Source organism: Xanthomonas fragariae (assembly GCF_017603965.1).
GTDB classification, from domain to species: Bacteria; Pseudomonadota; Gammaproteobacteria; order Xanthomonadales; family Xanthomonadaceae; genus Xanthomonas; species Xanthomonas fragariae_A.
This window is the reverse complement of record NZ_CP071955.1, coordinates 1897555-1920009: the sequence shown is the minus strand read 5'-3', so window position 1 is coordinate 1920009 and position 22455 is coordinate 1897555. Positions and strand designations below refer to the sequence as shown.

Sequence of the window (22455 nt, the reverse complement as noted above, 5' to 3'; positions counted from 1 at the left end):
GTCTGGGCTTTTTCATATCCTGCACTGGATCAGAAGTTCCAACCCCAGGTGACCTGGCCGCCGTACGCGGTCTGGCCATCGCCGTTGAGTCCTTGCAACGACAAAGACATGCGACTGGCAGGCGAGGTGATCAAACTGACGCCCAATTCTCCGACCACCGCATTCTTCGCCAGGGTGACGCTCTGCACGGAGAACTGCGAGCCGGTGCCGATGAAGCCAGCCGAACGCTCCACAGCGCGGTCGCCGAACGCATGCCGCCAACCCACCGATGCAGACAACCCTGCCGCCGGGCCCAGCTGCCAACGCCCACGCGCACCCACCGTGCTGGTGGTGTATTTGTCCTTGGCACTGTCCATCGACAGCCCGGCAATGCCGCCGCGCTCATTGAAACCATCGGTCTTCAGATGCGTGTAGTCGGCCGCGATGAAGGGGCTGTACACCGCATTGCCGGTGAGCAGATTCCAGGCCGCTTCCAGCGACACGGTGATCGCCTTCGCATCGTAGTTGCTGCTCAGCCGCTCTTCGAGCACGCCGGGCAACATCACCCGACGCGTGCTGTCCACGCTGTAGTGCGCATAGTCGACCGACGCTTGCAGCGCGAACGCAGACCAATCGGCCTGGCCGTAGATTCCGGCATGGGTGCCATCGATATCGGAGCGATCGAAGGACTCGCGCGAGCGGGTTTCGATATCCTGATTACCGACCGCTATACCGACCACACTGCGCTCGCCGATGCGGCGTTCTGCACCGGCCATGATGCCGTTGTCTTCGCGTCGCACCGATGCGGTGTTGGCGTCTCCATCGACACGATTGGGCAGGCTACGGCCGGTGATCCATACCGTGGCGTCGCCCACGCGCGTGTCCTGACTGTCGCCACGCAGATGGTTGCCGACACCGCTCAGCAGGAAGCGGCTATCCAGCAACGCAGTGGCGGTGCTGGCATGGCTTTCGCCAGACAGCGAAGCGAACGCGGTGCTGATCGCTTGCGGATCGTTGGGCAGGCGCACCACTGCCTGGTAGACCGGGTTAGTGGTCGGCAAGCCATCTACGGCAGCTGCGGCAGCTTGCTGGTTTGGCACGGTGACCGCATCGACCATACCCACAGCGTTGCGCCCAAACGAGACCGACAACGCAGTGGCGCTGGTGCTCACATTCGGCTCGACGAACGCATAGTCGGAGACGACGTTGCTGAACTGCCCGGTGAGCCCACCAGCCGCATTGATCACCGGAATTTCGGTGAACAACGGCAGATCGGTCGCACGCACCAACTGCAGGGTGCTGCCCGGTGCCAGCGTAGCCGCACCGCCCACGCTGATGGGTGTGACCGCACCGCCTGCGCCAGGCGTGACCTGCAAGGTGGAACCATTCCCGAGCGTGGCATTGCCGCCGACACTGATCGTGCCGCTGGTGCTGCCGATCACCACGGTGCCGCCGGAGGTCAGGCCACCGATACTGCCGCTGCCGGTGAGCGTGCCGCCCGGACCCACCGTCACCGGTCCACCCAACGCGGCGCCCGGGTTAGCCGGATTGCCCACGCTCAATGTACCTGCAGCGACCGTAGTTGGCCCGGTGAAGCCACCGCTGTTTGCAGTGACCAACAAGGTGCCCACGCCATCCTTGAGCAGGCTGCCGGTGCCAGACAACGTCCCTGCGTAGGTGCCATTGGTGGTCTGCTGGAACACCAGCGCGCTGTTGTTGGCGATATCGCCCTGCAGGCTGTCGGTATCGCCGATCAGCGTGCCCGCGTTGATGATGGTGCCGTCCAGATAGACATTGGCGCCATCCAGGGTCAACGCACCCGCACCGTTCTTGACCAACGTACCGCTACCGGTAACGTTGCCGGCAAACGTGCCATCGTCCGCCTGATCGAACACTATTGTCGCGTTGTCGACGATGCTGCCTTGCAGGCTGGTGGTATTGCCGATCAGGCTGCCGCTGGCAATCGTGGTGCCACCGCTGTAGGTGTTGGGGGCGACCAGGGTCAACGCACCCGCACCCTGCTTGATCACACTGCCCGTGCCACTCACCGCTCCGGCAAACACGCCGTCGGTGGCCTGATCGAATACCAGAGTGGCGTTATCCACCACGTTGCCTTGCAGGCTGGTGGTGTTGCCGATCAAGCTGCCGGCGCTGACCACGGTGCCGCCGGTGTAGGTATTGGCACCCACCAACTGCAAGACGCCGGTGCCGGCTTTTTCCAGCGAACCGGTGCCGCTGACCGTGCCGGCATAAACGCCGCCGGTGGCCTGGTTGAACACCAATGCTGCGTTGTTGGCGATGTCGCCCTGCAGGCTGGTGATGTCGCCGATCAACGTACCGGCAGCGATGCTGGTGCCGCCGGTGTAACCGTTGGCGCCGTTGAGCTGTAGCACGCCTGCGCCGTCCTTGATCACGCTACCGGTGCCGGTGATCGAGCCGGTGAACACGCCATTGGCCGCCTGATTGAACACCAAGGTGGCGTTGTCGACGATCGTACCTTGCAAGCTAGCGCTGTCGCCCACCAGCGTGCCGGCGTTGAGCGTGGTGCCACCGGTGTAGCTGTTGCTGCCGTCCAGCGTCAGCGTGCCGGTATTGGTCTTGATCAATGCACCGCTGCCACTGATGTCGCCGGCAAGGGTCAGGTTTGCCAGGTTGTCGACGGTGAGCGCAGCGCCCAGCGTGACTGCATTGCCCAGAGCGGTGGCAATGGCGTTGCTCAGCACCGAATCACCGGTCACCGCCAACGTGCCGGTGCCCAGTGCGTTATCGCTGCCGACCGCCAGCGTGCCATCCCTGAGGACCGTGCCGCCGATATAGCTGTTGGTGCCGCTGAGCGTGAGCGTGGACGCACCGTTCTTGATCAGGCTGCCGGCGCCGCCGATTGCGCCGGTCAGGCTCAGATCGTTGCTGCCGGCCAGACTCAGCGCACCATCGAGCACCACCGCATTGCCCACTGCCAGTGCCTGATCGGTATCCAGCGTGGTGCCGGTTGCTGCGGTCAAGGTGCCGGTGCCCAATGCCTGCGCATCGCCAAGGATCAAGCTGCCGCCGCCCAGTGCAGTGCCACCGGTGTAGGTGTTGGCTGCACTCAGTACCAAGGTGCCGGTGTCGAGTTTCTGCAGCGTGCCGGTCCCGCCGATGGTCACATCGATGGTGCCGGTGACGCCGGGATCGACCCGGACGATGGTAGTTGCCGCATCGGCGCTCAGCGCACCGGCGCCGGCATCGCTCAGCACATAGCCGTTGCTGGCGAACTGGATACCGGTAATGCCTTGGGTGCCCTGCACGCCCACGTTGCCTGCGGTGCCGGCGAACACGGCGAAGCTGTTCTGCCAATCGCTATTGCTCAGCCCATCGATCGAGGTCCAGTTGGTGGAGCCTGCGCTCCACACTCCTGCGCCGCCATCGATGCTGCCATTGGCCAGCGTCTGCGCACCATCCCAGAACTGCACATTGCTGCCGGGCAAAGCCACCACCACGTTGACTTGCTGGGCCAGGGCGGTTTGCAGCGTCAGCTGAGTCGGATCGATGCTGCCGGAGAGCGTGCCGATGTCCAAGCCGTTATTGGTCAGCGCGCCTGTGTAGTCGATCAGGCGATACACGCCGGTGCCGAAGCCACCGATGTCGGTGATGTTGAGGGTGCCGTCCAGGGTGAGATCGCCATTGACCGCCAGCACGCCGGTCTGGCTGGGCACTCCCAGGAACGCATCGAGCGTGGCATTGGGGGCAAGGCTCATGTTGCCGGTGGTCAACAATGCCCCACTGGTCACTACCAGACGCCCGCCGTCGTTCACCGTGACCGGCGCATCGACCACGCCGCTGCCGCTCAAGCTGCCACCGGTGCCCACGGTCAAGCCGCCTGCACTGGTCAACGTGCCATCGACGTCCAGGGTACCCGCAGTCACCTGCGTGGTGCCGCCCAGCGTGCTGGTGCCGATGAGCTGTAGCGTGCCGGTGCCCACCTTGTCCAGATTGCCCGCATCGCTCAGGCTGCCGGCAAAGGTGCTGCCGACGTTATCGATGCCGAGCTGCAGCGTGTTGCCGCTCAGGACTGCCACATTGCCCAGCCCGGTCACTGCGCCCAACGCCGTATTGCTGCCGAGCGAGAGCCCGGCGCCTGCCGCGACATCCACTGCGCTGGTGGTCCCCAATGCACCGGGCGCTGCGATGGCCAGTACGCCGGTCTGCACCGACACCGGGCCGGTGAAGGTGTTGCTGTTGGACAGCGTCAAGATGCCGAGCCCGGTCTTGATCAAGGCGCCCGCGCCGCTGAGCGTGCCGGTCAGTGCCAGGTCGTCCGCACTGGCGATGGTCAGATCGGCGCCAAGGTTGACGTTGTTGCCCAGTGCCAACGCAATTGCATTGCTCAAGGTGGAATTGCCCAGCACAGACAGGCTGCCGACACCTAACGCGGTGTTGCTGCCAACCGCCAAGGTGCCTGCGTTCAACACGCTGCCGCCGACATAGCTGTTGGTGCCGCTGAGCGTGAGCGTGGACGCACCGTTCTTGATCAGGCTGCCGGCGCCGCCGATTGCGCCGGTCAGGCTCAGATCGTTGCTGCCGGCCAGACTCAGCGCACCATCGAGCACCACCGCATTGCCCACTGCCAGTGCCTGATCGGTATCCAGCGTGGTGCCGGTTGCTGCGGTCAAGGTGCCGGTGCCCAATGCCTGCGCATCGCCCAGGATCAAGCTGCCGCCGCCCAGTGCAGTGCCGCCGGTGTAGGTGTTGGCTGCACTCAGCACCAAGGTGCCGGTGTCGAGTTTCTGCACGCCGCCGATGCCCGAGATGGCGACATCGACGGTGGCGGTTGCACCCGGGTCCACACGGATCGCGGTCAATGGGTCGGTCACGGCCAATGCACCGGCGCCGGCATCGGTCAACTGATAGCCATCGGTGACGAACTGCAGGCCACCGATGCTCTGCGTGCCCTGCACGCTCACCGTGCCGGCGGTACCGGCAAACACCGCAAAATCGCCTTGCCAGGTGCTGTTGGCGCTGCCGTCCTGGCCGGTCCAGTTGGTGGCCGCACCCCAGGTGCCGGCGGCGCCATCGACGGTGCCGTTGGCGGTGGTCTGCACGCCATCCCAGAACTGCACGATGCTGCCCGGCGCAGTGACTACCAGATTGAGTTGCTGGCCGATTGCGGTTTGCAGGGCGAGCTGGCTGATATCCACGCTGCCGGGAAACAGGCCGATGCCCAAGCCGTTATTGGTCAGCGCGCCTGTGTAGTCGATCAGGCGATACACGCCGGTGCCGAAGCCACCGATGTCGGTGATGTTGAGGGTGCCGTCCAGGGTGAGATCGCCATTGACCGCCAGCAGACGCGTGTTGCTCGGCGCTGCCAGCGCCACATCGATAAAGGCGCCCTGCGCCAGCGTCAAACCAGCCACGCTGAGTGAAGAGCCACTGGTCAATGCGAGCCGGCCGCCATCGCCGATGGTCACGCCACTGGCCACACTGCCGTTGGTGCCGGTGCCGGTCAATGTGCCGCCGAGCCCGACATTCAACGCGCTGGTGCCGAGGCTGCCGATCACATCCAAGGTGCCGCCACTGACTTGCGTGGCGCCGCCGATCGCACTGTTGCCGAGCAAGCGCACCGTGCCCGCACCGACCTTATCCAGGTTGCCGCCACCGCCCAGGCTGCCGGCAAAATCGCCGCCGCCCAGCTGCAAGGTGGCGCCGGCATCGGTGTCGATATTGCCTGCGCCGCTGAGCGCGTTGATTAGCCCACCGTTGGTCAGATTCAACACCGCGCCTGCAGCGACATCGACGTTGCTGGCGTTGCCCAGCGACGCAGCGGTGCTGGCCACCACGGTGCCAGCCTGAATCGCCAGCGGCCCGGTGTAGTTATTGTTGCCGCTCAAGGTCAAGGTGCCCGCACCGATCTTGATCAGATCGCCCGTACCGCTGATGGCGCCGCTGGCCAGCATGTCGGCCGCGTTGTCGACGGTGAGCGCCGCGCCAAGCGCGATGTCGTTGCCCAAGGCCACCGCAACCGCATTGCTCAGTACCGAATTACCGACCACCGACAGGTTGCCGGTGCCTAGCGCATCGTTCGCGCCCACCGCAATGGTGCCTGCCGTCAGCGTGGTGCCGCCGCTATAACTGTTGCTTGCAGTGAGCGACAACGTGGTGGTGCCGTTCTTGATCAAGTTACCAACGCCGCTGATGGCGCCGTTCACGACCAGATCGTTGCTGCCGACCAGCGTCAGTTGATCGTTCAACTGCACTGTGTTGCCGATCGTCAGCGCTGCATTGGCATCCAGTTCGGCAGCACCGCCGACCAGCAAACCGCCCACGCCCAGCGCAGCGTCGTTGCCGAGCACCAGGCGGCCTGCATCCACTGCCACGCCGCCGCTGAAGCTATTGGCGCTGCCCAAGGTCAGCGTCGCGGTGCCCTGTTTATCGAGGCTGCCGATCCCGCTGATCACGCCATTGAGCGCGATGTCCTGCGTGCCTGGCAGCGTCAACGCACCGTCCAATGCAAGCGCATTGCCCAATGCCACTGCGGTGGTCGCATCCAACGTGGTGCCGCCGGCCGCAGTCAGCGTGCCAACGCCCAACGCGGTGTCGCTGCCCGCCAGCAATGCCCCGCTCTGCAATTGCAGGCCGCCCCCCCACGTGTTGTTGCCGTTGAGCGTGAGGGTCTGCGTACCGTTCTTGACCAGACTGCCGGCACCGTCGATCACGCCATCGAGCGTGAGGTTCTGTCCATCGATGCTGAGCTGACCATCCACTGTGACCGCGTTCTGCAACGTCGCTGCAGTGCTGGCAGTGAGCAGCGTGTCATCGGCGGCGGTAAGCGCACCGCTACCGAGCGCTGTGTTGCTGCCCACTGCCAACGCACCGTCGTTCAATAGCGTGCCGCCGGTATAGACATTATTGCCGCTGAGCGAAAGCGCGCCTGTGCCCTGTTTGACCAGACTGCCCGCGCCGCTCACGGTGCCGGTCACGCTCAGGTCGTTGTTGCCGGTGAGCGACAGCGCGCCATTCAGGATGACATCGTTGCCTGTGGTGGTCGCCGTGGTGGCTTGCAGTTGCGTGCCGTCGGCAGCCGTCAACGCGCCGCTCCCCAATGCAGCGCCGTTGCCGATCAGCAAACTGCCTGCATTCAGATCCACACCACCGGCGAACGTATTGGGTCCACCCAGCGTCAGCGCCGCGGTGCCGCCCTTGATCAAGCCACCTACGCCACTGATACCGCCATTGAGGGTGAGATCCTGGCTACCACCGAGTTGCAGGTCCGCATCCAGTACGAGGGCATTGGCGAGAACGCGTGCCGCGTTGCTGTCGAGCAAGCCGCCGCTCACACTCAAGGTCCCGGCACCCAATGCGGTGTCGCTGCCCAGGATCACGCTACCTGCGGTCAAACGCGTGCCACCGGCATACGTGTTGTTGCCGGCCAGGGTCAGACTGGCGGGGCCGAGTTTGTCCAGGCTGCCGGCGCCGGTGATATCGCCAGTGAGCGTGAGCGCATTGCTGCCGCCCACGTTGACCAGCCCCGCCAGTGCGATCGCATTGGCGAGCGTGCTGACCGTTGCGTTGTCCAGCGTGGTGCCTGCTGCTGCGGTCAATGCACCGACGCCGAGCGCGGTATTGCTGCCCACCGTCAGCGTGCCCGCGCTGAGCGTAGTACCGCCGCTATACAGATTGTTACCGCTCAACGTGACATCGCCGCTGCCGGATTTGACCAGGCTACCGGTACCGCTGATAGCGCCGCTCAACGTCAGTGCTTGCGCCCCGTTGAGCGTCAGTGCACCTGGAGTCAGCGCAATCGCATTGGTCAGCGAGGTAGCTGCAGTGTTTTGCAGCACCGCATTGCCGGTGACGTTCAACGCACCCGTGCCCAGTGCAGTGCCGTTGGTCACCTGCAAGGTGCCGGCGTTGAGGCTGGTACCACCGGTGTAGGTGTTCAAGCCGCTCAACGTCAGTGTGCCGGTACCGAGTTTGTTCAATCCACCGGTGCCGCCGATCGTGCCGGCTACATTCAAGGCGTTACCGCTGCTGCCGACGCCCAAGGTGCCGGTGAGTGCAATCGTGTTGCCCAGGGTTGCTGCAGTGGTCGCATCGAGCTCACCGCCGCTGGCAGTCAGCGTGCCGGTGCCCAATGCTGCGTTCGAGCCCACCACCAGACGCCCGGTGCTCAGCGTGGTGCCGCCTGTGTAGGCATTGGTGTTGGTCAGGGTGAGATCGCCTGCACCGCTCTTGATCAGGCTGCCGCCGCCATTGATGGCACCGCTGAGCGTAAGTGCCTGCGCACCGGTCCAGTTCAACGGACCGGCAAGGCTGACGCCGTTGGTTACCGTCAACGGCGCACTGGTGCTGAGGTTGGAGGCGCCGGTGACATTCAATGCGGCGGTGCCCAGTGCCGAAGCCGTGCCCAATTGCAGCGTGCCTGATGCAAGCGTGGTTCCGCCAGTAAAGGTGTTGGTGCCGTTGAGGGCCAACGTGCCGGTGCCGGTCTTGTTGATGCCACCAACGCCCGCGAGATTTCCGGTCAAGGTGAGCGCGTTGCCGCTTGCACCCAGGCCAAGGGTGTTGGTCAGCGCGAAAGCATTGCCTAGCGTCAGCGGCGCGGTGGTATCCAGCAATCCGCCTGCTGCAGTCACCGTGCCGGTGCCGAGCGCACCGGAGGTTTCCAGCACGACGCTACCCGCACCCAGCGTTGTGCCACCGCTATACGTGTTTGCGCCCCCAAGTGTGAGCGTGCCGGTACCGATCTTGTTCAGTACACCGGTTCCTGTCACTGCACCGCCGATCCGCAGATTATTTGCGCCGCCGATGCCGATGGTGTTGCTCAGCGCAAATGCATTGGGCAGGTTGACGGCAGCACCTGCCAGCACGCTGCCGCCAGATGCGGTGACAGTGCCACTTCCCAACGCGCTGTCGGTGCCGACCGTCAGCGCGCCATTGATCAGATTGACGCCACCTGTGAAGGTGTTGGCGCCGGTCAGCTCTAATCCACCGGTACCTGTTTTGGTTAGCGCACCGGTGCCGGTGATCGCACTGCCGATGGTTAACCCATTGGCGCCCTGCAAGGTCATGCCACCTGGGCCCAGCGCGATGCCGCTGGCAGGTACCAAGTTCAGGCCCGCAGCAGTGGCTTCGAGCGCACCGCCGTTGGCCGTGATGGCGGTGCCGAGCTGCGCAGGGTTGGCGAATTGCAATACGCCACCATTGAGCGCGCTGTTGCCGAAGTTGCTTGCGCCGCCCATCGACCAGGTGCCGCTATTGACGCGCAAACTGCCGAAATTGATGTACTGCGCGGTGCTCAGCGATCCGACACCGGTGCTGCCGCTGCCGGTACCCGTGGCCGAGTTCTGCAGGATCAACGTATTGGTGCCCCCTGCCCCCCCGTCGACCACACCGGTCTGGGCGAAGCGCAGCAAACCGCCAGGACCAAGCAACTCCAGTGCAAGTCCACCAGCACTGTTGACGCTGCCACCGGTCACTGCAGTAAAGCTGTTGGTGCTGCCTACACCCATCGACACGCTGCCGTTGATGGTGCCCGCGTTGACGAAGGTGTTGCCGGTGGCCGAACTCTGGAAGCCCACTCGCCCATTGATGGTGCCGGTATTGACGGCATTGACGGTGCCGCCACCGCTCACTGCGATTACCGGTGTGTCCGAGCCCAGTACCGACAAGCCCAACAACGCACGGCTATCGATCGTGCCAGCGTTGTTGATTTGCACAGTGCCATTGCTGGCCGAGGTGATGCCAAGCGCCATGCCATCGAGATTGAGCAGGTTGGCACCAAGCAAACCGCCGGTGCCGTAAATCGTGCCGGAGGCAAGATTGTTAACGGTGACCGCGGTGGAACTGGCATTACCCATGGTGACGCCGGTGCTCAGCACCGAGAGCAGCCCGAGCACGGAGGGATCGACCGTGCCGGCGTTGTTGAGCGTGGAGTTGGTGCCGCTCAGCGCGATGGCGGTGCCGCCCAGCAATCCGGCGGTCATCTGCGTGCCGGCTGCAACATTCACGGTTAAATTATTCGCGCTGCTTGAGAAACTATTGCTGGTGATCGGCACTCCCGTGCAGTTAACGGTTGCGCCGGCTGCCGGCAACGCAGGCGTGCATGCTCCCCAGGCCAGCGCGGGCGCGGCGGCCCCCACCGCCAAGATAACCAGGCTCGGCAAACTACGACGGGTCGCTCCGGATTTGCGCCGCCGACGCACCAGCTCGTGCGTTACGACCCAATTACCGATCGCTGCGTTCCAGACCAGCGCAAATGCACGATTCATTTTGATTACCCCTGATTGCCGCACAGAGACAGACGCGCACCCATGCACGTGCCTTCAAAGACGGGATTGGAAATGACGATCGATTTTTTTTAGACCAGCGGGGTAACGTCAGCCTGACCGTTTCAGGCTGAAAGCGTTTAATCCCATTACCTGATTAATCCCCTGGACGATTAATAGGCGAAGCGACAAAAGTGAAACCGTGCTGAATATCACCAACCTGAGAATTACTAGTGACACAGACAGAATATGCGAACCATATTACTTGTGCTCGCCATATTATCCCATCCCGCCTCATCCGTAGCAGAGAACACCGTAGATATGGCTTTATTCACCGAAAAAACGGGTTTTTCAAGATTTTATGCGGAATACGATTGGATGAGTCCGAATTGTTCAAAGCGGACTGATGCCATGCTTTTTGACAGCTGGCGAGCCCAACAATGAAAGAGAATAATCACCGGATTTTGGTGAATTTAATGAAATCGAAACGCGAAATTTTCGGCTTTTCCATCGCTTTAATGAGCTCGCTTTCGCGATTAAGACCACCGCTTACTGTCGACATCGGTCGATGGACCGCGGCATTTTTCTGTCGCGGTCTCATCAGGGGAATTATTGTCGGGTTCGTTGCTGCGACACGGTATTTAGAGCGGCTAACAAAACGTAGCGAGCAGTCGTCAGGTGGGTGCGAACGGCGCGCAGGAACCGGAGTGTATGCGTGGCACATGCCGATTCCGAGCACCGACCGCGCTCGCCTGGCAGTGAGCGCAGTCGTTTTGTTAGCAGCTCTTAGCGTGGCAGGCGGTTCTCGGTAAGGCCATATCTCTGATGCTCGTCATCCATCGATAAGCTCGGTTTGTTTCTGGTAGCGGTGCAGTGTGATCTTCCACACGGCACCTTACGGCATGCGGCTTGCTCCGGACGACAAAACGCAGGAACGCCACTTCGACTGGTCGGGCGTGGTGCCCACCGATCTTGGTGGGATGGAGCTGCTCGAACACAGTGCGCGCTCGCTGTGCCACGCGTTGGTTGCACCCGTCGCGGCGCTGACCATGATCCAGTGCGGCCGCTTGCGCGTACCGGCCACACGTGGCATCCAGAGCCGGACGGAATTGGTATTCGTCGCTGTCGTTGATTTCGTGCGGATCGATATGCACCAGCATCTGGCCCGCGGTTGCGGCGACCAGTTGCATCAGTGCGGCCTATCTCTGCGGCTGCGACCAACAGATTGAGTCTGCCGGCATTGTCTGCAGCGCGTTGCTGCAAGAACTTCAGCGCGCCTTGCACGCCACCGGTTTCTTAACCATGTACGCCGCCTGTGACCAATGCACACCGCAGCGTGGTATCCCGGCTGCTGGCAAACCTACCGTGCCGGTTTGGAGCGGCGCTTCCTGCAGGAGTAACCGAGCGTGCGTGCGCAAGCGATCACGCTGCTGTAATCGTGCGGCGCGGGTGATCGGCTGAGTGGCTCTGCTCCATGTGTTGATAGCGCTATCCAAAAGCCGGAGCGATGCCATCACATGAGGTAAGGCAGGAGTGCAAGATTTGCGCAGCGAGCGCAGCTGTTTTTTCCTGCATCTGCTTGTTCTGCACCGTATGGCCTCGCTTTGCGGGTTGGCACGATTGTTGCGTTGAGCCCATTACCAACGTCGTAACCGAAGCATCGAGAGGAGGCACAGTGGAAGACCTACAAAACAGTACTCGTAGCCGGCGCGGCTTTGCCGCATTGGATCCCGAAAAGCGCCGTGTGCTGGCTAGCAGCGGAGGAAAGGCAGCGCATGCCAGCGGCAATGCGCACGAATTTACCAGCGACGAAGCACGTGAAGCTGGCCGCAAGGGTGGCCAGGCAGTGAGCCGCGATCGCGATCATATGTCGCGTATCGGCAGCAAGGGTGGGCGCTCCAAGCAGACCAAGCCGCAGGAAGAATCCGCGTAATCTGGTATTGGCACGCCGATGACGTGCCGGTCTTGATGAGCTGGGATGCAGGCTCTGCGCCAATGCGGCGCAGGGCCTGCGTCGTTTTGCTAGGAATTGGGTGTTGCAGTTGTACGCCGGGCGGAGCGATCGGTTGCACACGCATGTGGTTGATGCATCGGCGCAGACCGACTGGCACGCCTGAAGTTTCGATAAAATCTTGATCCGCAACGATCATGGACGAACAGGAAATTTTTGCAGCTCTGGCGACGTGCGTCGTCGATTGCAGAGAACATTTACACCCTTGCCGCGATGCAACATCGGTCGGCGGCTGGATGTGCAGGCACCACCCGATCCTTCGCCCGATCGCCATGTTGTCGCGTATATGTCTGGGGCCGCTGTGGCTGAGCCTTAGAGCGACTGACAAAACGACTGCGCTCACCGCCAGGCGGGCGCGGCCGGTGCTCGGAATCGGCATGTACCACCCGTACACTCCGGTTCCTGCGCGCCGTCCACACCTACCTGACGACTGCTCGCTACGTTTTGTTAGTCGCTCTTAGCGATCTGCTTCGTCCAGTCAGCGCCAATGAAACAGTGTTTGTAGATGTTACGCGCTTGTAGCACGGCCTGCCGATGACCGATGAGTCACCCACGCGTCCGCTACGTGCGCCAATCGATCCAGGTGCAGCGGGCCTGCCTCCGGTGTCGCTGTGTCAATACCATGTGGATACCGCACACCCCGCTCACCTGAAACAGCCGTGGCTTTCATGCGCGGCACGGCAGCCTGGACGCATCGCACACAACAGGAGAATCCGCATGGCCGAACCCCAAGAAAATTTGATGGACTGGTTGCGCGATGCGCACGCGATGGAGCAGCAGGCCGAGCAGATGCTCAAGGCCCAGGCGGCCCGCATCGAGCACTATCCGCAGCTCAAGGCACGCATCGAACAGCATCTGGAAGAGACGTTGAGCCAACAGCGCCTGGTCGATTCGTGTATCGAACGTCTGGGCGGTTCACCGTCGGTGCTCAAGGACACCATAGGCAAGGTGGCTGCGTTTGGTCAGGCCATGGGCGGCATGACCACCTCCGACGAAATCGTCAAGGGTGCGATGGCCAGCTATGTATTCGAAAACCTGGAGATCGCCACTTATACCGCGTTGCTGGGTGCTGCCAAGACCGTTGGCGACATCCAAACGCAGCGCGTGTGCGAGCAGATACTGCCGCAGGAGCAGGCGATGGCCGATTGGCTGCTTGCCCATCTGCCGGCGCTGACCGAGGAATTCCTGGTGCGCGATGCAACCCCAGGCGTCACCGCAAAGAAGTAACCGGCTGCTGCCAGTATCTAGCAGGCATGTTGAAGGGCCCTGCGGTGCGGGGCCAACCGCATCGGCATGGTCGCTGCTGCTGCAGCGTGGCATGACCGGCTAAGCACATCGCGCACATGTCGATGCGTTGACCCACGTTAGGTGTTCAGTCCAGTCATTAAGAGCGGCTAACAAAACCCAGGAAGAAGCCGTAAGCAGATGATGGAGCATGCAAGCGAGAGCAACGCCAAGTGGAGATCGATGCGGCGTTCAAAGCGGATGCGCAGTTTGCCCAGGCCTGCGAACCAGGCATGCGTGCGCTCGACGACCCAGCGATGACGGCCCAACCGGTCGTTGCGCTCGATTCCCTTGCGTGCGATCCGCGCAATGATGCCGCGCTGCTTGAGGAAGGCGCGACAGCGGTCGATGTCGTAAGCCTTGTCGGCGTGCAATTTGTCTGGCCAACGTCGCGGGCGCCCTGGTTTGCCACCAATTGGCGGCAAGGCGTCGATCAACTCCTCGAACACGACCGAGTCGTGCCGATTGGCGCCGGTGACGCACACTGCCAAGGGCACGCCGTTGCGGTCCACGATCAGATGCCGTTTGCTGCCGAGTTTGCCGCGATCGGTCGGGTTTGGCCCGGTGTAGGCGCCCCCCGGGGGAGGCCACACTGGCGGCGTCCAGACTGGCTCGGCTCAGATCCAGCCTCTGGGCGCGACGCAGCTCGGTCAGCAACACCTGATGCAGACGATGCCACACACCGGCGGCTTGCCAATCACGCAACCGGCGCCAGCAGGTCATGCCGCTGCCATAGCCCAGTTCCACAGGCAGGTCTTCCCATGGCATGCCCGTGCGCAAGACATAGACGATGCCGTTGAGGGCTTGCTGATCACTGATGCGCGGCCGTCCACCTTTGGGCGAACGCTTCACTTGGGGAATCAGCGGCTCGATGCGCTTCCACAGCGCAATGGGGATCTCTTTGCGACGTGTCATGTCCGCAATTTTGCCACCGGCGAGACAAGATTCAAGGGGTTTTGTTAGACGCTCTAAGGCATTAAGAGCGGCTAACAAAACGACTGCGCTCACCGCCAGGCGGGCGCGGCCGGTGCTCGGAATCGGCATGTACCACCCGTACACTCCGGTTCCTGCGCGCCGGCCGCGCCCGCCTGACGACTGCTGCTACGTTTTGTTAGCCGCTCTTAGCTAAAAGACAACCCTGTTAAAGCAGCCAGTGCCAATCCGAACGCGCGCATCTGGCGGGGCTTTGTGCCCAATTTCATAGCAACTTCCAAATTGATGAATGACCAAGGTCCAGGCGGAGCTCATCGCTTCCACGAACTCGCGCTCATGCACAGACAAGGCACGATAATGCATGCCCAGTGAGCGAAACACGCAGTGGCGCAGCGAGGCGTAGACGTGGCCTGATGGTGCCATGCAGTATGCCGCCGGTGCATGCCATCTTTTGGAGTACGTCTGATGCCGTTGTTTCCGTTGTTCGCGAATCTGCAGGGACGCGCCGTGCTGGTTATCGGCGGCGGCGAAGTCGCCACGCGCAAGGTGCTCGCCCTGCTCAAGGCCGGCGCGCATATCCGTCTGTACGCACATGCGCTGTCGCCGGAGCTGGCGGTACTGATGCAAGCCGGCCGCTTCGAGCAACTCGGCGATGAATTCGACCCGGCCTGGATCGATACGGTGTGGCTGGTGGTCGCCGCCACCGACGATGCCGACTTGAATCAACGCGTCGCCGCTGCAGCCGGCGCGCGTCAGCGCTTGGTCAATGTGGTGGACGATGCGGAGCTGTCGACGTACCAAGTGCCGGCCATCGTGGACCGCGACCCATTGGTCATCGCCATTTCGTCTGCGGGTGCCGCCCCGATGCTGGCACGGCGCCTGCGCGAGCGGCTGGAGCGCGAACTGGATGCATCGGTGGGCCGATTCGCCGCACTATTCGCGCGTCACCGCGAGCGGATCCGCAGCCAGTTCCCGGATATGAATCGGCGTCGGCGCTGGTTCGACCGCGTCATCGATGGCGCGGTACCGCTGTTGCTGCAAGCCGGCAACGATGACGCTGCCGAAGCCGCATTCACTGCCGCGTTGGACAATACAGACACGGTACCGGCGCGTGGCAGCGTGCAGTTGGTCGGCATCGGCCCCGGCGATCCGGGCCTGCTTACCTTGAAGGCGTTGCGTGCGATGAATCTGGCCGATGTCTTGTTGATCGGCGAAGACATCCCGGATGCAGTGCTCGAACTGGCACGGCGCGATGCTTCGCGCCGCGCTCTGCCGCAAGCGCCCGATACACAACAGGCTTTATTGCTGGAGCTGGCCAGCGACGGCCTGCATGTGGTGGCGTTACGCAGTGGCGCAGGCTACGACGACACTGCCGCCGAAGCGATCGAAGCAATCCTGCGGGCGCACGGCCTTGCCTGCGACCGCGTGCAAGGCATTCCAGCGAACACCCAGACGACTGCCTGAGTGGTGCCAACACTCGCTGCCGCAAGCTCACGCTTTCGCAAATCGCTTGCGTGCACTGTCGCGTACATCGATATCCAAAGTCACGCGCAGCGTCATGTGCTCGGCATGGCCGGCGCCCGCATCGAAGCTGAAGCTCAATCCGTCGCGGCTGGGCAGCTGCCGCGCATGTTCTTCGAGCGCATCGCGCGACACCGATAGCTGCCAATGATCGGTAGCGCAATTGCACGCTGGATGACCGCTGGTAAGACGCACGCTATGCCGCACTAACCGCGCGCCCTGCCCGCTCGGCAAACGACTCAAATTGTCGACGCTGCGCCCGTCGAGCAGTTCGGCCAGTTCGGCCTCGTCGATGCGGAACCGCAGGTACTGACCTTCAATCTGTATTTTCATGAATGAGCCGACTCCATTGCTCGGGCGTATTGCAATTGACGAACGCGGCACCTTCGCTGGCGGTGACAGCAACGCGATGGCACTGCAGTGAACGCTGCAAGGCGCGCAGCGAGCGTGACGATGCATCGCCAACCATCAGCACCGACAATACCTCACGCAAGGTGGTATCGATGCGCAGGCGCATCGGCAGCATGTGGTCCTCGAAGCTCACACAGCAGTACGGCGATGGAGCCAGCAGCTTTTGCAGCAATGCTGTGGACAGCAACGGCATATCCACCGGCACCACCACCAGGATGCTCGCATCGGCCACATGGTTGATTACGCTCGCAAGACCACCGAGCGGACCCAGATCGGGTTGGATATCGGCAATGCCGGGGTGACCGGCACGATCACCGCTGATCAGCACCTCCTGCGCGCCGGCGTCGCGCAGCAGCAGCTGCATATGCGCGATCAACGGACGCCCGCGCCACAGCAGCAGCGCCTTGTCGTACCCCATGCGCGAGGAACGCCCGCCGGCCAGCACCACACCTGTCCACGGGTGTGCGGCACTCATGCAGCGCACTCACACGTAATGCAGTGCGGGTACATGGTCATATCATTGCGTTGTTGCCGGCGCAGCCGGTTGCAGATGGCCCAACCCGAACACCTCCGCCATCGTGCTCGGCGCTGCGCCAACGTCTTGCGGTTCCAGCACCGCCCAGACATTGGCCTGCAGCAATGGCGCCACGCGAAAGGACTCTTGCTGCGGCAGGATGTGCACCGACAGCACGCCAGCGTCGCTGCAGCGCAGACGGGCACGCAGATGTTGTCGCCAGATCGGCCGAGCCTGCAGCGGCGCCTCCAATGCAACACGCAAGCCGCGCTCCGCTGGCATGCCCAGCAAACCGCGCAACGCTGGTTCAACGAAGAAACGTAACCCCGCAGCGCTCGCCATCGGATTGCCTGGCAAACCGACGTACAAGACGCCATCGGCAAAGCGTGCCAGCAGCATCGGTTTGCCCGGCCGCACGGCGACCTTATGAAAAATAAACGCGGCAGCGTGCCGCGTCAGCGCATCCGGCACGATGTCGTAGCGACCACGCGACACCGCACCCGTGCTTAAGATCACATCGGCACCGGCTTGGCGCGCCCGCGCGAGCGCTCCATCGAATGCCGCATCGTCGTCGCCAACCTGCCCCCGCCATACCAGTTCTGCGCCGGCTGCCTGCAACTGACTGAGCAGATAACTGCTGGTGCCATCGCGAATCTGGCCCGGCTGCAATGATTGCAAGGGATCACTGACCAACTCGCGCCCGGTGACGATCAAGGCCACGCGCGGGCGACGTACTACCTGCACCCGCCCACATCCCAAACCAGCAAGCAGCATCAGATGCGCACCACGCAACACGGTACCGGCATTGATCGCCCGATCATTCAAGGTCACGTCTTCACCGCGACGACGAATATGCTGCCCGGCACGCACCTCGGCGCGCAGACGAATGCGGCTGAGTCGCGTGTGCTCATACGCGAGGATCTCGACTTGCTCGATCGGCACCACCGCATCGGCACCTGGTGGTATGCCGGCACCGGTCGTGATTTCCCATGCCGTGCCCGTCGCTGCAGCGCCAGCATCTTGGCCAGCTGCAACGCTACCGATCACGACGTGTTCGCTGCCTGCCGATGCGCCACGCCCGGCGGTGGCCAGCGCAACGCCATCCATCGCACTGTTATCGAAGGCTGGCAACTCGGCCGGGCTCGACAATGCCTCGGCGAGCACGCGGCCTTCCGCAGCGGCGCTATCCACCCACTCGCTGGTTAGCGTGGCGACCTGCCGATGGACAAGCGCGAGTGCTTGGGCGTAGCTGATCATGAAAGGCACTGCCAACCGTTGGATGACCTGGCTGGCCAGGATACTGGCCCCCAGCGCAACAGGTACAGGCGCGGCGATGCGGCGCTACATCGCACTTCCGTAGGGCGTGTTATGCACTTTGGGATGAGATGCGTTGGTGGTCAGCGGTGCGGAGCGAGTGCAGCGTGACACTGGCTTGGCTGGCGCCACGGCATGACACCTGGCCAGATCAACGCCTCGGTGCTGTTCATCCTCTACAGCGCTGTGATCGGCAACGCGGTGTTTATCGCCAGCAACTTGCTGATGCTGGCAACCGCCATCACGTGCGATGGGCTGCAACCGATCAAGCGCTGGCGGCTGGATAGAGCCGATGCTCAAGCGAGGTGAAGCTGCGCTGCGTGCGCCTGCACATACTCACGTTTCGCAGACCGCTGGCGTTCTTAGCTTGTAGCACCCTGATGTTTGGAACTGGCATGCGATATTCCGCATTATTGATTGGCATTGCGTTGTGCGTCAGCTGCTCGCGCAGCCCGCCATCGGTCACCCCGCCCGGCGCACCGGAAAGCGCCAAAACCAATGTACTGGAAGCCGGCGCCAAGGTGCTGCAACCCAGCGGCCCGGTCGGCAAGCTAGACATCTATCTGGTCGGCTTCCATCCGATGAAAGACGCGCCGGACGAACAGATGGAAGCGCATCACTATTGCCAACAGGTCAACGAAGACCTCGCGCAATGCGCGCTTTACGACGCCAATACCGATAGCGCCAACCTCACCGGCATCGAGTACATCATCTCGGAGAAGTTGTTCGCGCAACTGCCAGAACACGAGCGCGACTTCTGGCATCCGCACAACGGCGAGATTCTATCCGGCCAGCTGTCGGCTCCCAATCTGCCATTGGTGGCCGAAAAGGAATTGATGCGCAGCAAGATCAACACTTACGGCAAGACTTGGCACACCTGGCATTCGCGCAAAGGCGCTACGCCAGGCGATGCGCTGCCGCTAGGCGAGCCGATGCTGGCATGGTCGTTCAACCGCGATGGCGAACTGCAGCAGCCGCTGATCGCGCAGCGCGATCAGGCTATGTCCATCTCCACCGCCGAACGTCGCACCAACCGCCAGGACCTTACACCGCTGGCAAAGCCGCAACACGGTGTGGACGCGTTGCACGCGCATTTTGCCGATGCCAAACCCATCCCCGGTGTGGTCGACGCAAACGCCACCCAACCCTGACTCGCCAGGACGAAAAAAGCACTGCCGCAACGGTGCAGCAGGGCGACAGTTTGCTCAAAGCGCGGCAATGCGCCCGAGCTACGGAACAGCTCCTGCGCGCACGCAGCCGGCGTGCTTGTGCTTGAACATGTCGTTGCCACGCACCGCATTTTCTAATGGCATCTTGTGGCAACCACGGTCGGCCGGCGTGCGAACACCACCGGCCGCAGCACCAAACGTGCCAAAAATCCATCGCTACCGCAGCGCCAGTGAGCCTGATGCCAGCGCTGCGCGCAGGCCGCGTTGCCCACATCACAGACGGAAGCGAAAGCCCAGCGTATAGGTACGCTCGGGCGATGCGATCTCACGTGGGAAATCGCCATTACGTTGACCGAAGTAGTTGTTGGTCGTCGTCCCCAGCAGATTGGTTGCCTCTGCAAACAGCGTCAGTTTCTTGCTGAGCTCGTAGTTGAACGCCACATCCAGCCACTTCTCGCGTCCCTGGTTGATCTGTTCGGGTTGATCGCCGGAACTATTGAAACTCACCGCATAATCACCGCGCCAGTTATAAGCCACCCTCGCAGAAAAGCGTGCGTACTCGTACATCAGGATCGCGTTGCAGGAGTTCTTCGAAACATTGGTCAATGGCTGGCTGATCCCTTCCGGCGAATCGGCTTCGGCTGAAATATAGGTGTAATTGAGCTGGCTACCGAAGCCGGACCACCAGCCCGGCAGGAAATCGTAGAACTGCGCATAGCCCACTTCCACACCCTTCAGTGTGCCCTCGTCTGCATTGCGTGGCCGGCTGATCGAATAGACGATGCCGCCGATGGCCTCGTCGGCCGCGTAGTTCTGGATGTATCCGTCGATCTTGCGATGGAAAGCGGCGACCGACAGCAACGAGCCGGGACGGAAATACCATTCCAACGACACATCGGCATTGCGCGATTCCACTGCGCGCAGCTGCGGGTTGCCGCCATTGCCACGCGCCGGCAACGACTCGGTGGATTGATACAAGGCCAACTGCGGGTTCAGATCGGCAAATTCCGGCCGCGTGATCGTGGTGCTGCCGGCCAGCCGCAGCATCAGGTTCTCTTGCAAGGCCAGGTTGGCGCTGTAATTGGGCAACACTTTGTCGATGCGGCGATCGATGCCGACCGGGCTCAGTATGCCATCCAGTGACTGGCTGCCCTGCAGACTGGAATCCAACCGCGTCGCACGCGCGCCCAAGCGTCCATCGACAGGAATCGACCCAAGCGAGAATCCGTAGTTGAGCTGCGCATAGACGGCATAGTTGTCTTCGCGATCATCGAAGAAAAGCGCAGGATTCTCATCTGGCAAGTCCGGTGTCTGGCCCATCAAGGTGCGCACCTGCGTGCTTTGCTGCAGCAAAAAATCCTGATTGGCCGACGCCCAGCGGTCGCTGGTGAACGCACGCGCGCCATCGATCATGTTGCCCGGCGTCACCGATGCCAGACCCTGCACATCGCTCAAATAAATTGGCGTACCAGTGATGTTGTCACGTGCGCCGGTATCGCCGGAATGGTTCGTCGCGGTGCGCCGGCTCGCACGTGCACCGACATCCAACGAGCGCAGCGGCCCGACATCCAGATCGATATTCGCATCGCCTCGCCAGGCCCACTCCTGGCCTTTTTGTTTGTTCCAGCTGTCATAGTACTGGCTCAACTCCCAATTGCCGGGAGCCGTGATGTCGTACGCACTGCCGTCTGCCTGGGTGATCCAGATATCGGCCGCACCGCCGCCCGAACGCATGTTGAGCAACGGCGCCTGCGTATTCATATCGAGCGTAAACGAACGATTCCTGGCGCTGCTATAGGTATAGGCCAACTCGCTCCTCAAACGCATGTGCTCACCGGTCCAACGCCCGCCCAGCGCGGCCTGATAGGTGTCCGATGCGTTCTTGTGCGCCTGCGTGCTCGATAGCGTACGCATGTCGCGCGCCACTAGGCCATCCAGCACATTGGTGCCCGGACGCATACTCACCGACTCGGTGTTTTCAGCCGTTGCCAGGCCCGGGAACGGCAACCAGTAATTCACCTGCGGCCGGTTGTCGTAACCGATATACAACGTGTCGAAATAGACTTCGCTGTTCTCGCTCGGTGCCCACTGAAACGAAAAATTCGCCGACTTACGCTTGCGGTCGCCGCGCGCCATCAGCCCTCCTGCGCTGTACGGCACATAGAGTTGCTGACCCGTATCGACCGGATTCGGTTTGAGATCGTAGGTGCCGTACAGCGTGTTGGATTCCTGATACGGACGACGCTGATAAGACACGCTGCCCATCCAGCCCATGCGGCCAACATCGGTATCCCTGCGCTGGCTCATGGTGAGGCTGCCGTTGGGAACGGTCTTCTCGGACTGATCGCCACGCAACGCACTCACGCTGCCGGCGATCGTGCTGTCTTCCACGAAGTCGAACGGTCGCCGCAGATGCACGTCCACCACACCGGCAATGCCGCCTTCCTGGAATTGTGCGCCGGTGGTTTTGTACACATCCACGCTGCGCAGCAACTCGGCCGGTACATCGGCCAGTTCCACGTCGCGGCCCACAGTGGTAAACACGTTGCGCCCATCCAGAGTGGTGATGACATTCGGCAAACCGCGCACCAGCACTTGCCCCACCTCGCCGCCCGCACGCGCCACCTGCACACCGGTCACGCGCTGCAATGCGGCCGCCACGCTGTTGTCGGGCAATTTGCCGATGTCTTCAGCCACGATTGAATCGCTGATTTCAGAATTCGACTGCTTGGTCGCAATCGCGCTTTGCACGCTGCTGCGCATGCCTTTGACCTGCACCGCATCCAACGTGGAGGTAGGCTGCACGGCGGCGGGCCGGGCCGCGTCGTCGGCATTGGGCGCGGCTTGATTGGGCGCGGCTTGATTGGGCGCGGCTTGCAGCGCCTGCGCGCTGCAGCTCAAAGCCAGACCGATCCACAAGGTCAGCGGTCGATGCGCGACGGCACGGCGCACGAAGGGCGCATGCTTGGATGAGACGAACATGTGTTTCTCCTGAGTCGGTCGCTGCGATAACGCGCGGCTGGGCGCGCTGCGCAAGACGGCAAACCGGGCCGAACCAGCCGCGGTGCCGTGTGT

11 protein-coding genes, 3 other RNA genes and 2 pseudogenes are annotated in these 22455 nt (G+C 62.5%); 8 read left to right on the top strand and 8 right to left on the bottom strand.

What is annotated here, in order from left to right; translation table 11 throughout:
* Positions 1 to 29: 29 nt before the first annotated feature.
* Positions 30 to 10226 (bottom strand): autotransporter-associated beta strand repeat-containing protein, encoded by a 10197-nt coding sequence (locus tag J5I97_RS08950; protein ID WP_208591328.1) that lies wholly within the window; start codon positions 10224 to 10226, stop codon positions 30 to 32.
* 645 nt (positions 10227 to 10871) lie between these two features.
* A non-coding RNA gene (locus tag J5I97_RS08945) (sX9 sRNA) lies at positions 10872 to 10947 on the bottom strand.
* A 178-nt stretch (positions 10948 to 11125) separates the two neighbouring features.
* Between J5I97_RS08945 and J5I97_RS08940 the strand changes: the two are divergent.
* Positions 11126 to 11323, top strand: a pseudogene (locus J5I97_RS08940) (EAL domain-containing protein); the annotation flags it as partial.
* On the opposite strand, the pseudogene J5I97_RS08935 reads toward J5I97_RS08940, so the two are convergent.
* Positions 11303 to 11567, bottom strand: a pseudogene (locus J5I97_RS08935) (peptidase); the annotation flags it as partial. The pseudogenes J5I97_RS08940 and J5I97_RS08935 overlap by 21 nt on opposite strands.
* Positions 11568 to 11898: 331 nt before the next feature.
* Here J5I97_RS08935 and J5I97_RS08930 point away from each other — a divergent pair.
* From J5I97_RS08930 to J5I97_RS08920, 3 genes are all read left to right on the top strand, one after another.
* Positions 11899 to 12156, top strand: coding sequence for a KGG domain-containing protein (locus J5I97_RS08930; RefSeq protein ID WP_002812907.1), 258 nt, complete (start codon positions 11899 to 11901; stop codon positions 12154 to 12156).
* Positions 12157 to 12611: 455 nt separating this feature from the next.
* Positions 12612 to 12687: non-coding RNA, sX9 sRNA (locus tag J5I97_RS08925), on the top strand.
* A gap of 264 nt (positions 12688 to 12951) precedes the next feature.
* Entirely contained in the window at positions 12952 to 13461 is a 510-nt protein-coding gene (locus tag J5I97_RS08920; protein ID WP_208591326.1) for a ferritin-like domain-containing protein, read from the top strand.
* Between the two features lie 167 nt (positions 13462 to 13628).
* Here J5I97_RS08920 and J5I97_RS08915 read toward each other — a convergent pair.
* Positions 13629 to 14433 (bottom strand): IS5 family transposase gene (locus J5I97_RS08915; RefSeq protein ID WP_208591324.1). Its coding sequence is split into 2 segments (ribosomal slippage): positions 13629 to 14103 and positions 14102 to 14433, totalling 807 coding nucleotides; the frame shifts between segments, so codons are not numbered across the junction.
* Positions 14434 to 14560: 127 nt separating this feature from the next.
* Here J5I97_RS08915 and J5I97_RS08910 point away from each other — a divergent pair.
* Positions 14561 to 14635: non-coding RNA, sX9 sRNA (locus tag J5I97_RS08910), on the top strand.
* Positions 14636 to 14916: 281 nt separating this feature from the next.
* Positions 14917 to 15915 (top strand): NAD(P)-dependent oxidoreductase, encoded by a 999-nt coding sequence (locus J5I97_RS08905; RefSeq protein WP_208591322.1) that lies wholly within the window; start codon positions 14917 to 14919, stop codon positions 15913 to 15915.
* A gap of 27 nt (positions 15916 to 15942) precedes the next feature.
* Here J5I97_RS08905 and J5I97_RS08900 read toward each other — a convergent pair whose 3' ends face one another.
* From J5I97_RS08900 to J5I97_RS08890, 3 genes are read right to left on the bottom strand one after another with little or no spacing between them, the layout of a single operon-like run.
* Positions 15943 to 16305 carry a hypothetical protein gene (locus J5I97_RS08900; protein WP_208591321.1) on the bottom strand — a complete coding sequence of 121 codons (363 nt, stop codon included), beginning with the start codon at positions 16303 to 16305 and terminating at the stop codon, positions 15943 to 15945.
* On the bottom strand, positions 16289 to 16858 hold the full coding sequence (mobA, locus tag J5I97_RS08895; RefSeq protein ID WP_208591319.1) for a molybdenum cofactor guanylyltransferase: 570 nt from the start codon (positions 16856 to 16858) through the stop codon (positions 16289 to 16291). Before mobA ends, J5I97_RS08900 begins: the two co-directional genes overlap by 17 nt.
* Positions 16859 to 16900: 42 nt before the next feature.
* Positions 16901 to 18154, bottom strand: a complete 1254-nt coding sequence (locus J5I97_RS08890; RefSeq protein WP_208591317.1) for a molybdopterin molybdotransferase MoeA — start codon at positions 18152 to 18154, stop codon at positions 16901 to 16903.
* Between the two features lie 192 nt (positions 18155 to 18346).
* On the opposite strand from J5I97_RS08890, the gene J5I97_RS08885 reads away from it, so the two are divergent.
* The gene (locus J5I97_RS08885) at positions 18347 to 18520 is read left to right on the top strand and encodes a hypothetical protein (RefSeq protein ID WP_208591870.1); all 174 of its coding nucleotides are present in this window, start codon (positions 18347 to 18349) and stop codon (positions 18518 to 18520) included.
* A 71-nt stretch (positions 18521 to 18591) separates the two neighbouring features.
* Entirely contained in the window at positions 18592 to 19362 is a 771-nt protein-coding gene (locus J5I97_RS08880) for an OBAP family protein (RefSeq protein ID WP_208591316.1), read from the top strand.
* 291 nt (positions 19363 to 19653) lie between these two features.
* Here the strand turns inward: J5I97_RS08880 and J5I97_RS08875 are convergent, their stop codons facing one another.
* Complete coding sequence (locus tag J5I97_RS08875) at positions 19654 to 22362, bottom strand: TonB-dependent receptor (protein WP_208591315.1); 2709 nt, start codon at positions 22360 to 22362, stop codon at positions 19654 to 19656.
* Positions 22363 to 22455 lie beyond the last annotated feature (93 nt).